This is a genomic window from Paraburkholderia phosphatilytica (genome assembly GCF_003443895.1).
Taxonomy (GTDB): domain Bacteria; phylum Pseudomonadota; class Gammaproteobacteria; order Burkholderiales; family Burkholderiaceae; genus Paraburkholderia; species Paraburkholderia phosphatilytica.
This window is the reverse complement of sequence record NZ_QQOA01000016.1, coordinates 144,348-157,894: the sequence shown is the minus strand read 5'-3', so window position 1 is coordinate 157,894 and position 13,547 is coordinate 144,348. Positions and strand designations below refer to the sequence as shown.

Genomic DNA, 13,547 nt, shown 5'->3' with positions numbered 1-13,547 from the left:
GTCGCGCAAACCGCCCGGGCCACCACTTTCAACCACTGGACCACCCGGCGTTTGCTGCGTTGCTGCATCAGCAGCAGAGAAACGAGATTATGAAGACTCTTTCCCGCTTCGTCAACAACATTTTTTCGCTTTCGCTTAAAAACTGCCGCTAACCTTGCGTCCGCTGTTTCTCGCAGCGGCTCTCGTTCCAAACGAGAGGGCGAATCATAGGCGAAGCCAGCCTGGGATGCAAGCCCTCGCCCGCACAAATTTTGTTAGCGCTCACTTTCGTGCTGCAGCAATGATTTCCTGAAGCGGCACTGCGGCAGCCATGGCAACGTAGCCGCTGTCGGACGGATGAATGTGGTCGCCGCTGTCATATCCCCGCTGGAGTCGTTCGGGGCTGGACGGATCGCGCAGCGCCGCATCGAAATCCACGACCCCGTCGAACGCATGGCTGGTACGGATCCAGCGATTGGCTGCTTCGCGGATCGCCTCGCGCGGCGCCGGCAGCGACGCCGGCGTCAGCGTCGCGCCGAACACCCGCACGCCGTGCCGATGCGCTTCCGCAATGATCCGCTGATAGCCGGCGATCAGATCCGCGGCCGTCACCGTCGTGTGCGGGAAATCGCAGTCGATGCCCGCGCGCGCTGGCATCGACTGAAAGTTGATGTCGTTGATGCCGATCAGCACCACGGCCGCGCGCACACCCGGCCGCTGCAGCACGTCCCGGTCGAAGCGGCGCTCGAGCGCGTCGCCGTAACAGGGCGAGTCGCTCAGCAGCCGGTTCCCGCTGATGCCCAGATTGATGACGCCGACCGAGCGGTCGCCCTCCTGCTCGAGCCGACGGGCCAGAGCATCCGGCCAGCGGCGGTTTTCGTTGAGCGTGGAGCGCATCCCGTCGGTGATCGAATCGCCGATCGCCGCCACGCCGACGGAAGAAGGCGCCGCCACTGCCAGCGACGTCACCCATGCGTAGTGGGTAAAGCGTCCACGAAACGCTTCGCCCGACGCGTCGGCCGAATGGTCGCCCGGCGTGGACACGTAATTGGTCTGACTCGACACCCGGTGCCACGCGACCATCTTCTGCTCCGGCCCCATCGCCGAGCTCAGCGCATACGGCGCGTCAGCGGTGATCTCGATCGCCACCGGATCGCTATCCACTTCGCCGCCCGGCGGCACCGTCACCGTCGCCTTGCCGCCAAACCGCACCTCGGCCTCAGCACGCGGATCCACGGCCGCACCGCCCACGGCCCGAGCAATACGCATATGCTCAATCACGAGCGGCGCCCGACCATACGCATTGCTCAGATGAATCCGTACCGATTGCCCGGACAGCGTCGGATAAACGATCTGGCGCACGGTGCGCCCGCCGACTTCCGGCGCCTGATAGAGCGGCGGCGGCGACGGCAACTGCGGAATCGGCTGCAGCGCGGTGGCCCAGGCGGCAGTCCAGTGCTGCGAAACATCGGCGGCGTGCGCGGCCGGCGCGATGGCGAACAGCTGGGAGACCAGCAGCGCGCTGCAGGCAGTCAGGGATCGAAGGGTCATGCGATTGTTCGGATCGGGGCAAAGCGGCTATTTTGCCTGATCGGCAAACCTCAACCGCCTTCCGCGGACCACCCGCCAGCCGCGGACAGACCGACGCCCACCGACAATCTCGAAAAAATTTATTAACCGACCGGTCGGTTGGTTTATACTGCGACGACCAGATCACTTCGGACGAGAGCGTTCCCCATGTACACGCAATCACTGGATATCCCCGGCAACGTCGCGCTGCTCGATGCGGCCGCCAGCACGCCCGAGCAGGCGCGCTTTGACGCCGTGATGGAAGCCGACGGCAAGATCGAACCGCAGGACTGGATGCCCGACGCCTACCGCAAGACGCTCGTGCGGCAGATCTCCCAGCACGCGCACTCGGAGATCGTCGGCATGCTGCCGGAAGGCAACTGGATCACGCGTGCGCCTAGCCTGAAGCGCAAGGCGATCCTGCTCGCGAAGGTCCAGGACGAAGCGGGCCACGGTCTCTATCTGTATAGCGCGGCCGAGACGCTCGGCGTTTCGCGCGACCAGCTGGTCGACGCGCTGCACGCGGGCAAGGCCAAGTATTCGAGCATCTTCAACTACCCGACGCCCACGTGGGCCGACGTCGGCGTGATCGGCTGGCTGGTGGACGGCGCGGCGATCATGAACCAGATCCCGCTGTGCCGCTGCACCTACGGTCCGTACGCGCGCGCGATGATCCGCATCTGCAAGGAAGAGTCGTTTCACCAGCGCCAGGGCTTCGATTCGCTGCTCGCGATGATGAAAGGCACCGACGCGCAGCGCGAACTCGTGCAGCAGGCGGTGAACCGCTGGTGGTGGCCGGTGCTGATGATGTTCGGCCCGAGCGACGCCGACTCCGTGCACAGCAACCAGTCGGCGAAGTGGGGCATCAAGCGCATCTCGAACGACGATCTGCGCCAGAAGTTCGTCGATGCGACCGTCGAGCAGGCGAAGGTGCTCGGCGTCACGCTGCCCGATCCCGACCTGAAGTGGAACGAAGCGCGCGGCCATCACGACTACGGCAGCATCGACTGGGACGAATTCTGGCGCGTCGTCAACGGTGACGGTCCGTGCAACAAGGATCGGCTGGCCACCCGCGTGAAAGCGCACAACGACGGCGCGTGGGTTCGCGAAGCCGCGCTCGCCCACGCCGAGAAACAGCGCCAGCGCGCGCAGCAGCACGCCGCATGAGCGGTGCGTGAGCGCAGCGGACGTCACGGCACAACATCAGGAGAGACACATGAACAAGGAATGGCCGATCTGGGAAGTCTTCGTGCGCAGCAAGCAGGGACTCGATCACAAGCACTGCGGCAGCCTGCATGCAGCCGACGCCGCGATGGCGCTGCGCATGGCCCGCGACGTCTATACGCGCCGCCAGGAAGGCGTGAGCATCTGGGTGGTGCCGTCGTCGGCGATCACGGCATCGGCACCGGAAGACAAGGCCGAGCTGTTCGAACCGGCAGGCGACAAGATCTACCGCCATCCGACGTTCTATCAGCTCCCCGACGAAGTCAACCACATGTAAGCGCGACATGGACATCACGCCCCAACATCTCGCGTACGTGCTGCGCCTCGCCGACACCGCGCTGATCCTCGGACAACGCAATGCCGAATGGTGCGGCCACGGCCCGATCCTCGAGGAAGACATCGCGCTGTCCAACATGAGTCTCGATCTGATCGGCCAGGCGCGCCTGCTGTACACGCGCGCCGCGACGCTCGAGGCAGCGCTCACCGGCAAAGCCCGCAACGAAGACGACTACGCGTTCTTTCGCGCCGAGCGTGAGTTCGCCAACTACACGCTCGTCGAGCTGCCGCACTATGGTCCGCTCTCCGGCACCGCGCACGCGGACAAGGACTACGCGGTGACGATCGTGCGCAACTTCCTGTATGCGTCGCTGATGGCGCATCTGTGGACGGCGCTCGGCACATCGGCGGACGACCAGCTCGCCGCAATCGCGAACAAGTCGATCAAGGAGACGAGCTACCACCTGCATCACGCGCGCGAGTGGCTGATCCGCTTTGGCGACGGCACCGCGGATTCGCACCAGCGCGCGCAGGCCGCGCTCGACTATCTGCTGCCGTACACGCGCGAGTTCTTCAGCACGGACGACGTCGAGGACACCATCGCCGCCGCCGGCATCGGTCCGCGCACGGCCGAGCTCGAAGCCGTGTGGCAGGCCGACGTGCGCGCCACGCTCGACGAGGCAATGCTGCGCCAGCCCGACGCGGTGAAGCACATCACGACCGGCAAGCACGGCGAGCACTCGGAGCACATGGGTTTCCTGCTCGCCGAAATGCAGAGCCTCGCGCGCCAGCATCCTGGCGCGACCTGGTAATCGGCTCACGTCACGTTGCAAGAACACGGACCACGACGATGAACGCGCTTGCTCACGATCCGCATCCGCACGACGACACGCAACGCCGGCACGCATGGCAGGTGCTGGAAGCCGTGCCCGATCCGGAGATTCCGGTCGTGTCGATCCGCGAACTGGGCATTCTGCGCGACGTGCGCCGCGCGGGCGACGACGTGCTCGAAGTCGTGATCACGCCCACCTATTCCGGCTGTCCGGCGATGTCGCAGATCGCGGAAGACATCGCGCTCGCGCTCGATTCCGCAGGCATTACGCCGTATCGCATCGAGACCGTGCTCGCGCCAGCGTGGACCACCGACTGGATCACCGACGACGCCCGCAGCAAGCTGCGCGCGTACGGCATCGCACCGCCGACGGGCCAGTGCGGTAGCCACCAGCCGGCAGCAGACGCCGGACAGGTCGTGCGCTTCATCCCCAGGCCCGTCGCCGCGCCGCTGCCCTCGTGCCCGCGCTGCGACTCGCCTCGCACGGAACGTCTCGCGCAGTTTGGCTCGACCGCCTGCAAGGCGCTGTATCGCTGCCTCGACTGCCGCGAACCCTTCGACTACTTCAAACCGTACTGACATGGCCACTCCGCAATTCCATCCGCTGCGTATCCGCGAAGTGCGCCCCGAGACCGCCGACGCCGTGTCGGTCGCGTTCGAGGTGCCGGTCGAGTTGCGCGACCAGTTCCGTTTCACTCAAGGCCAGTTCGTCACACTGAAGACGCACATCGACGGCGAGGAGACGCGCCGCTCGTATTCGATCTGCGTCGGCGTCACCGATTACGACCGGGACGGCGAGCTGCGGATCGGCATCAAGCGCGTGCGCGGCGGGCGCTTCTCGAACTTCGCGTTCGACACGCTGCAGCCTGGCCACACGATCGACGTGATGACGCCCGACGGCCGCTTCTTCACGCACCTGAATGCCGACCAGGGCAAGCAGTACGTCGCCTTTTCGGGCGGCTCGGGCATCACGCCCGTGCTCGCGATCATCAAGACGACGCTCGAAATCGAACCGCGCAGCCGCTTCACGCTCGTGTACGGCAACCGCAGCGTCGACCAGATCATGTTCGCCGAAGAGCTCGAGGATCTGAAGAACCGCTTCATGAACCGCTTCGCGCTCTTCCATGTGCTGTCGGACGACCTGCAGGACGTCGAACTGTTCAACGGCGTGCTCGATCAGGACAAGTGCGCGTCCTTCCTCGCGACGCTGCTGCCCGCGGCCGACATCGACGAAGCGTTCATCTGCGGCCCCGCGCCGATGATGGATGCCGCCGAAGCCGCGCTGAAGGCCGCGGGTGTCGCGCCGGAACAGGTGCACGTCGAGCGCTTCGGCACGCCGCTGCCGCAGGCGGGCGTGCCGCCCGTCGAGATTACCGAGAACACGCCGGCCGCCGATCTCGAGATCGTGCTCGACGGCAAGCGCCGCAAGCTGCGTCTGCCGTACGAGGGCGTGAGCCTGCTCGACGTCGGTCTGCGCGCCGGACTGGCACTGCCGTACGCGTGCAAGGGCGGCGTCTGCTGCACATGCCGCGCGAAGGTGGTGGAAGGCGAAGTGAAAATGGACAAGAACTACACGCTCGAAGATCACGAGATCCGCGACGGCTTCGTGCTCACCTGCCAGTGCCATCCGGTCAGCGACAAGGTGGTCGTGAGCTACGACGAGCGCTGACGCCAGCCAGAACGCGGCAACACCAGGCAACACCAGGCAACACCCGGCACGGCGCTTTCGGCGCATCGACGGTGCGCTTACACTACGCGCACCCAACGCCGACAACGACAATCACTCATGGCCCGCACCCGAGCGCCCGATCACGAAACCCAGCGCGACCAGATCCTCGAACTGGCCGCCGCCAAGTTCGCGCAGACGAGTTACCCGAGCACGTCGATGTCCGATCTCGCCGCGGCGAGCGGCACGTCGAAGGCGCGTCTGTACCACTACTACGAGAGCAAGGAAGCGATCCTGTTCGATCTGCTCGACCGCTACACGAAGCGGCTGATGCTGATCATCGCGGAGGTGGAAGGCGCCAGCCAGCGGCGCGGCCTCTCCGAGCGCGATGCCTTCGCCGAGCTGATCCGCGCGTTCCTCGCCGAATACGAGAACTCGCACAGCCGTCACGTTGCGCTGCTGAACGACGTCAAATATCTCGTCGATGCGCAGCGCGAGACGATCCTGAACCGGCAGCGCGATGTGGTGGCCGCGTTCGCGCGGCAGCTCGCGCGCGCTTACCCCGAACGGGTGACGCGCGACAACCAGACCGCGCTGACGATGATGGTGTTCGGCATGATCAACTGGACCTTCACCTGGCTGAAACCCGGAGGCAAGATGAACTACCGCGAGTTCGCCGAACAGGTGGTGGCGATGGTCGATCACGGCCTGCAGAACGCCGCCTGATTCCGCGGAGCAGCAAAACAAACCGTACGGTCGTTTATCTATTTAGCAACAGTGTGCGGCAGAATAAATTCTCATACAAATCAACATTCTATAATTAGGGTCAAAATCATTTAGAACGCAGGCTCAATCCGGAATACGGGTTTTCCCTAGTTCGAGTATTGCGTGTCGGGTAAAATCTCTTTTGCGGCGCACCACGCGCCTTGCTGATAGAAGGAGAACCCGACCATGACCCAGATCACCCTACGCGCTGCCGAGGCGATCGCTCCCGATCGCCTGCCGTTCATCGCCGGCCGCGCTCCGATCCTGGTCCGGGAGCTGACGTCGAAAGACCGCCCCCGCCTGCTCGCGCACTTCCTCGCGCTGGGCGAAGACGACCGCCTGCTGCGCTTCGGTCAGATCACGCCAGACCACGTGATCGAAAACTACGTCCGCACCATCGATTTCTCGCGCGACACCGTGTTTGGCGTATTCGACCGCGAACTGAAGCTGATCGGCGTGAGCCATCTCGCGTATCTGCCGGTGGAAGCCGACAACAAGCGCACCGCCGAGTTCGGCGTGTCCGTGCTGGAAAGCGCGCGCGGCGAAGGCATCGGCACGAAGCTGTTCGAGCGCGCCGCCATCCGCAGCCGCAACACGCACGTCACGATGCTGTACATGCACTGCCTGTCGCGCAACACCACGATGATGCACATCGCGAAGAAGGCCGGCATGAAGATCGAGTACGCGTACGGCGAAGCCGATGCGTATCTGACGCTGCCGCCCGCGGACCAGACGAGCATCCTCGCGGAAATGCTGCAGGAGCAGGCCGCGGTATTCGACTACGCGCTGAAGCGCCAGGCGCGCAACGCGAAGAAGATTTTCGAATCGCTGATGCCGGCGGCCGAAGCAGCGTGATCCGCTGCGTGGCGTCGAACGCGCCACCGCCACAGCAAGAAGCGGTGAAAGAACGGGCGGCCTGCGAGCTGCCCGTTCCGCTTTTGGGCCCAGGGCCGCCCGGACCCAGACCCAGGAACGACGTACGCAATCACGCCAACCGCCCTCACAGAATCGGCAGCGCGGTCGTCTCCTTGAACGTATCGAGCGAAAAGCTCGACCTCACGTCGATCACCGAAGGATGGTGCAGCAACTGGTCCTGCACGAAGCGCGAAAAGTGCGCCATGTCCTCCACCTGCACCCGCAACAGAAAATCCGTGTCGCCCGTCATCGCGTGACAGGCCACCACTTCCGGCCACGCCTGCACCGCCGCGCGGAACAGCTGCGCGTGGGTCGTCCCCGCGCGCAGCGGCGTGCCGCCCGCCTGCACGCCGGTCGCCGGGCCGCCGCGTTTTTCCAGCCGCACGTTCACGTACGCGAGCAGGTCGAGGCCCAGCAGCTTCGCGTCGAGCAGCGCGACGTAGCCGCGGATCACGCCGCTTTCTTCGAGCCGCCGGATCCGCCTGAGACACGGGCTCGGCGACAGGTTCACGCGTTCCGCGATCTCCTGGTTCGACAGCCGGCCGTTCTCCTGCAGGATCGCGAGAATCCGCCGGTCGATCGCGTCCAATTCGATGTTGGCCATTTTATGCCGCCTGAATCGTTGTTTGCGCTATGGAATAGCGCGAATCTAGGCGCTCTGGATTAATTTCGCAAGTTTTCGTCTCGTCGACCTCTTTACACTTGCGGAATAGAAACCTCGCGAATTCGCGTGCCGCGCCCGCGGTGCCGCACATCGAGACTTCCGGAAGGAGACGCACATGCAGGTTCCCACCTGGGACAACCCCGTCGGCACCGACGGCTTCGAGTTCATCGAATACACCGCGCCGGATCCGAAGGCGCTCGGCCTGCTCTTCGAGCAGATGGGCTTCACCGCGATCGCGAAGCATCGCCACAAGGACGTAACGCTGTACCGCCAGGGCGACATCAACTTCATCATCAACGCCGAGCCGGATTCGTTCGCGCAGCGTTTCGCGCGCCTGCACGGCCCGTCGATCTGCGCGATCGCATTCCGCGTGCAGGACGCGGCGAAGGCCTACCGGCACGCGCTCGAACTCGGCGCATGGGGCTTCGACAACAAGACCGGCCCGATGGAGCTGAACATCCCGGCGATCAAGGGCATCGGCGATTCGTTGATCTATTTCGTCGACCGCTGGCGCGGCAAGAACGGCGCGTCGCCGAACAGCATCGGCGACATCAGCATCTACGACGTCGACTTCGAACCGATTCCGGGCGCGAACCCGAACCCGGCCGGCCACGGCCTCACCTACATCGACCACCTGACGCATAACGTGCATCGCGGCCGCATGCAGGAATGGGCGGAGTTCTACGAGCGTCTCTTCAACTTCCGCGAGGTGCGCTACTTCGACATCGAAGGCAAGGTGACCGGCGTGAAGTCGAAGGCGATGACGTCGCCGTGCGGGAAGATCCGCATTCCGATCAACGAGGAAGGTTCGGAGACGGCCGGCCAGATTCAGGAGTACCTCGACGCGTATCGCGGCGAAGGCATCCAGCACATTGCGCTCGGCTCCAGCAACATCTGCGGCACGGTGGATGGTCTGCGCACATCGCAGATCAAGCTGCTCGACACGATCGACACGTACTACGAGCTCGTCGACCGCCGCATTCCGAATCACGGCGAGAACCTCGACGAACTGCGCAAGCGCAAGATCCTGATCGACGGCGCGCACGACGATCTGCTGCTGCAGATCTTCACCGAAAACCAGATCGGGCCGATCTTCTTCGAGATCATCCAGCGCAAGGGCAATCAGGGCTTCGGCGAGGGCAACTTCAAGGCGCTGTTCGAATCGATCGAGCTCGACCAGATTCGCCGCGGCGTCGTGCAGGACAAGGCTTGATGACAGCGACGCGCTGCCCGGCGCGTTGAACGGCAACGTATCACGCAACGACACGCAGCGGCAGCGAACAAAAAGGCGGAGATCCCCATCGGGAATCTCCGCCTTCGCGGTTTCGGTTGTTCGGTTCGCGTCTCCGGCGCTATCCGCGCTCAGGCGACGACAGATGGATCATGAGCGCTTCGCTTCGTTGTCGCGCGAGGTGGCGGCCTGAGGGCTCTCCGGGCAGCCGGATCGCGATGCGATCTGCGTGCTGCGCGCGGCGGTTTCGCGTGACGCAGCCGATGGACTGGCGGCGTTCGAGCGCAACGGCGCGCTCATGGCGAAGAAGGCGGCGGAGACCATCAGGAAGGTCTGGATATGTCGGTTGTTCATGGCGTACTCCTTTGTGTCATGACCTGCGGCGGTGAAGCTTCACGACAGGTGAAGCGTTTCGCGATATCCGCAGGTGGGGTGTTAGACCGGCATTTCAAGCGCGGTTCCGGGATTCGTCAGCTTTTACACGCTGTTACACCCCGTAACCCGACGTAGCCGGCGAGATCGCCCCTCAAAGCAAAAAGCGGTTGCGCCTTGCGTAACGCCCGTCACACAACGCTTTGCGGCGTTCGCCGCAGCGTTGAAGCGGCGGGTTTTTCCTGGTGCTACCATCCCATAAAAGCCGCCAATATGGCGACCCCGGCCGGAGCATTCACAAGATGCCGAGGCACATTGGTTTTGGCGATCCCAAATCTGGGTGGTTGGAGGAAGACAAAGAATGAATGCCCCGCTAGACGCAGGTCAGCGCGCGAGCCTGGAAGCAGCCCTCGCATCCGTCACGCTCGACGACAAATACACGCTCGAACGCGGTCGCGCGTACATGAGCGGGATCCAGGCGCTGGTACGCCTGCCGATGCTCCAGCAGGAACGCGACAAAGCGGCTGGACTCAACACCGCCGGATTCATTTCCGGCTACCGCGGCTCACCGCTCGGCGGTCTCGATCAATCCCTGTGGAAAGCGAAGAAGCACCTGGCCGCACACCAGGTGGTGTTCCAGCCGGGCGTCAATGAAGACCTCGCCGCGACCGCGGTGTGGGGCTCGCAGCAGGTCAACCTGTACCCCTCGGCGAAGCACGACGGCGTGTTCTCGATGTGGTACGGCAAGGGCCCGGGCGTCGACCGTTCGGGCGACGTCTTCAAGCATGGCAATTCAGCGGGTTCGTCGAAGCACGGCGGCGTGCTGGTGCTCGCCGGCGACGATCACGCAGCCAAGTCCTCGACGCTCGCGCACCAGTCCGAGCACATGTTCAAGGCGTGCGGCCTGCCGGTGCTGTTCCCCTCGAACGTGCAGGAATATCTCGACTTCGGCCTGCACGGCTGGGCGATGAGCCGCTACTCCGGCCTGTGGGTCGCGATGAAGTGCGTGACCGATGTGGTCGAATCGTCGGCGTCGGTGGACATCGACCCCGCCCGCACGCGCATCATCCTGCCGACCGATTTCGACATGCCCGCCGACGGCCTCAACATCCGCTGGCCCGATCCGCCGCTCGTGCAGGAAGCGCGTCTGCTCGACTACAAGTGGTACGCGGGGCTCGCGTACGTGCGCGCGAACAAGCTCGACCGCGTCGAGATCGATTCGCCGAACGCGCGCTTCGGCATCATGACCGGCGGCAAGGCGTACCTCGACGTGCGCCAGGCGCTCACCGATCTCGGCCTTGACGACGAAACCTGCTCGCGCATCGGCATCCGCCTCTACAAGGTGGGCTGCGTGTGGCCGCTCGAAGCGCAGGGCGCGCACGCGTTCGCGCGCGGCCTCGAAGAAATTCTGGTGATCGAGGAAAAGCGGCAGATCCTCGAATACGCGATCAAGGAAGAGCTGTACAACTGGCCGGATGCGCAGCGTCCGCGCGTGTACGGCAAGTTCGACGAAAAGGACGGCGCCGGCGGCGAATGGTCGGTGCCGATGGGCAACTGGCTGCTGCCCGCGCACTACGAGCTCTCGCCCGCGATCATCGCGAAGGCGATCGCGACGCGTCTCGAGAAACTCGAACTGCCGTCCGACGTCCGCACCCGCATCGCCGCGCGCCTCGCGGTGATCGACGCGAAGGAAAAGGCGCTCGCGAAGCCGCGCGTGCAGCTCGAACGCAAGCCGTGGTTCTGCTCCGGCTGCCCGCACAACACGTCGACCAATGTGCCGGAAGGCTCGCGCGCGATGGCCGGTATCGGCTGCCACTACATGACCGTGTGGATGGACCGCAGCACCAGCACGTTCAGCCAGATGGGCGGCGAAGGCGTCGCGTGGATCGGCCAGGCGCCGTTCACGAACGACAAGCATGTGTTCGCGAACCTCGGCGACGGCACCTACTTCCACTCGGGCCTGCTCGCGATCCGCGCGGCGATCGCGTCGAAAGCGAACATCACCTACAAGATTCTCTACAACGACGCCGTCGCGATGACGGGCGGCCAGCCCGTCGACGGCGTGCTTACCGTGCCGCAGATCACGCATCAGCTCGCCGCCGAGGGCGCGAAGAAGATCGTGATCGTCACCGACCAGCCGGAAAAGTACGACGGCAACACGGGGCTGCTCGCGCCGGGCGTCACGATCCATCATCGCGACACGCTCGACCAGATCCAGCGCGAGCTGCGTGAAGTGGAAGGCACGACGATCCTGATCTACGACCAGACCTGCGCCACGGAAAAGCGCCGCCGCCGCAAACGCGGCGCGTTCCCCGACCCGGCGAAGCGCGTCGTGATCAACGAGGCCGTGTGCGAAGGCTGCGGCGACTGCTCGGTGCAGTCGAACTGTCTGTCGGTCGAACCGCTCGACACCGAGTACGGCACCAAGCGGCAGATCAACCAGTCGAGCTGCAACAAGGACTTCTCGTGCCTGAAGGGCTTCTGCCCGAGCTTCGTCACGGTGGAAGGTGGTCAGTTGCGCAAGCCGAAGGCGCCGACCGGCGTCGGCAGCGACGCGATGCCCACGGTGCCCGAGCCCGCGCACCTCGAGATCGCGAAGCCGTACGGCATCCTGATCACGGGCGTCGGCGGCACGGGCGTCGTGACGATCGGCGCACTGATCGGCATGGCCGCGCACCTGGAGAGCAAGGGCGTGACGGTGCTCGACGTGACCGGCCTCGCACAGAAGGGCGGCGCGGTGATGAGCCACGTGCAGATCGCGAACCGTCCGGCCGACATCCACGCCACCCGCATCGCGATGGGCGAAGCGAGCCTCGTGATCGGCTGCGATGCAATCGTCACGGCGGGCGACGACTGCGTGTCGCGGATGCAGAACGGGCAGACGCACGTCGTGCTGAACAGCGCGCACACGCCGACCGCCGAGTTCATCAAGAACCCGCAGTGGCAGTTCCCCGGCACCAGCGCCGAAGCCGACGTGCGTGCCGCGGTGGGCGACGAAGGCGTCGCGACGGTCGACGCGAACCGCTTCGCGGTCGCGCTGCTCGGCGATGCGATCTACACGAACCCGTTCGTGCTCGGCTATGCGTGGCAGCGCGGCTGGCTGCCGCTCACGCATGAGTCGCTGACGCGCGCGATCGAGCTGAACGGCGTGCAGGTCGAGAAGAATCTCGCCGCGTTCGAGTGGGGCCGCCGCGCCGCGCACGATCTCGCCGGCGTACTCGCGATCGTGCGTGCGCAGGGCCGCGCCGATTCCGCCGATACCGCATCGGGCAAGGTCGTCTCGCTGCACACGCCGAAGGCGCTCGACACGCTGATCGACAAGCGCATCCAGTACCTGACCGACTGGCAGAACGCCGCGTACGCCTCGCGCTACAAGGCGGTCGTCGACGAAGTGCGCGCGGCCGAAACGAAGCTCGGCGCGGACAACAATCAGCTGGCGCTCACCGAAGCCGTCGCGAAGAACCTGCACAAGCTGATGGCGTACAAGGACGAGTACGAGGTCGCGCGCCTGTATTCGGACCCGGCGTTCATCGAGAAGGTAAAGGCGAACTTCGAAGGCGACTGGAAGCTCAACTTCCATCTCGCGCCGCCGGCGTTCTCGAAGAAGGACGCGCAGGGCCATCTCGTGAAGAAGCAGTACGGCCCGTGGATGATGACGTCGATGCGCTTCCTCGCGAAGCTGCGCTTCCTGCGCGGCACCGCGTTCGACGTGTTCGGCAAGACCGAAGAGCGCCGCACCGAGCGCGCGCTGATCGGCGAGTATGAAGGGCTGGTGCGTGAACTGACCGTCGGCCTCAAGGCGGACAAGCTGGCGCTCGCGATCGAGCTCGCGAACCTGCCGGACGGCATCCGCGGCTACGGCCACGTGAAAGAAAACAACCTGAAGGGCGTGCGGACGAAGTGGGCGACACTGCTCGCGAAGTGGCGCGCACCGGAAGGCGGCGCGCAACGTCACGTCGCGTGATCCTGCTGGAACGCGCTGATACGAAGCACAAGCAGCACACTCAGTAACGACGAAGGGCACCTCGCGGTGCCCTTCTCTTTTGCTGCGTCA

At 64.8% G+C, this 13,547-nt stretch carries 11 protein-coding genes and 1 pseudogene; 9 read left to right on the top strand and 3 right to left on the bottom strand.

What is annotated here, in order from left to right:
• Positions 1–261: 261 nt before the first annotated feature.
• The gene (locus tag DVS29_RS18895; RefSeq protein WP_118182012.1) at positions 262–1,530 is read right to left on the bottom strand and encodes an SGNH/GDSL hydrolase family protein; all 1,269 of its coding nucleotides are present in this window, start codon (positions 1,528–1,530) and stop codon (positions 262–264) included.
• A 186-nt stretch (positions 1,531–1,716) separates the two neighbouring features.
• Here DVS29_RS18895 and paaA point away from each other — a divergent pair, with 186 nt between their 5' ends.
• The 7 genes and pseudogenes from paaA (at position 1,717) to DVS29_RS18860 (ending at position 7,166) form a co-directional block, all read left to right on the top strand.
• Positions 1,717–2,715, top strand: a complete 999-nt coding sequence (gene paaA, locus DVS29_RS18890; RefSeq protein ID WP_118182011.1) for a 1,2-phenylacetyl-CoA epoxidase subunit PaaA — start codon at positions 1,717–1,719, stop codon at positions 2,713–2,715.
• 49 nt (positions 2,716–2,764) lie between these two features.
• A complete protein-coding gene (gene paaB / locus DVS29_RS18885; RefSeq protein ID WP_118182010.1) occupies positions 2,765–3,049 on the top strand; it encodes a 1,2-phenylacetyl-CoA epoxidase subunit PaaB in 285 nt (94 codons plus the stop codon).
• Positions 3,050–3,056: 7 nt separating this feature from the next.
• On the top strand, positions 3,057–3,860 hold the full coding sequence (gene paaC / locus DVS29_RS18880; protein ID WP_118182009.1) for a 1,2-phenylacetyl-CoA epoxidase subunit PaaC: 804 nt from the start codon (positions 3,057–3,059) through the stop codon (positions 3,858–3,860).
• A 92-nt stretch (positions 3,861–3,952) separates the two neighbouring features.
• Positions 3,953–4,459: pseudogene (gene paaD, locus DVS29_RS18875) on the top strand (1,2-phenylacetyl-CoA epoxidase subunit PaaD); the annotation flags it as partial.
• Between the two features lies 1 nt (position 4,460).
• Positions 4,461–5,549: a 1,2-phenylacetyl-CoA epoxidase subunit PaaE gene (paaE, locus tag DVS29_RS18870; protein WP_118182007.1), complete on the top strand. Its 1,089-nt coding sequence runs from the start codon at positions 4,461–4,463 to the stop codon at positions 5,547–5,549.
• A gap of 117 nt (positions 5,550–5,666) precedes the next feature.
• Positions 5,667–6,272, top strand: coding sequence for a TetR/AcrR family transcriptional regulator (locus tag DVS29_RS18865; protein WP_118182006.1), 606 nt, complete (start codon positions 5,667–5,669; stop codon positions 6,270–6,272).
• Positions 6,273–6,497: 225 nt separating this feature from the next.
• Positions 6,498–7,166: a GNAT family N-acetyltransferase gene (locus tag DVS29_RS18860; protein ID WP_118182005.1), complete on the top strand. Its 669-nt coding sequence runs from the start codon at positions 6,498–6,500 to the stop codon at positions 7,164–7,166.
• A gap of 145 nt (positions 7,167–7,311) precedes the next feature.
• On the opposite strand, the gene DVS29_RS18855 is transcribed toward DVS29_RS18860, so the two are convergent.
• Complete coding sequence (locus DVS29_RS18855) at positions 7,312–7,830, bottom strand: Lrp/AsnC family transcriptional regulator (RefSeq protein ID WP_118182004.1); 519 nt, start codon at positions 7,828–7,830, stop codon at positions 7,312–7,314.
• 175 nt (positions 7,831–8,005) lie between these two features.
• Between DVS29_RS18855 and hppD the strand changes: the two genes are divergently transcribed.
• Positions 8,006–9,103: a 4-hydroxyphenylpyruvate dioxygenase gene (gene hppD / locus DVS29_RS18850; RefSeq protein ID WP_118182003.1), complete on the top strand. Its 1,098-nt coding sequence runs from the start codon at positions 8,006–8,008 to the stop codon at positions 9,101–9,103.
• A gap of 168 nt (positions 9,104–9,271) precedes the next feature.
• Here the strand turns inward: hppD and DVS29_RS18845 are convergent, their stop codons facing one another.
• Positions 9,272–9,475: a hypothetical protein gene (locus DVS29_RS18845; protein WP_118182002.1), complete on the bottom strand. Its 204-nt coding sequence runs from the start codon at positions 9,473–9,475 to the stop codon at positions 9,272–9,274.
• Between the two features lie 379 nt (positions 9,476–9,854).
• On the opposite strand from DVS29_RS18845, the gene DVS29_RS18840 reads away from it, so the two are divergent.
• The gene (locus DVS29_RS18840; protein ID WP_118182001.1) at positions 9,855–13,457 is read left to right on the top strand and encodes an indolepyruvate ferredoxin oxidoreductase family protein; all 3,603 of its coding nucleotides are present in this window, start codon (positions 9,855–9,857) and stop codon (positions 13,455–13,457) included.
• The last annotated feature ends 90 nt before the right edge of the window (positions 13,458–13,547 follow it).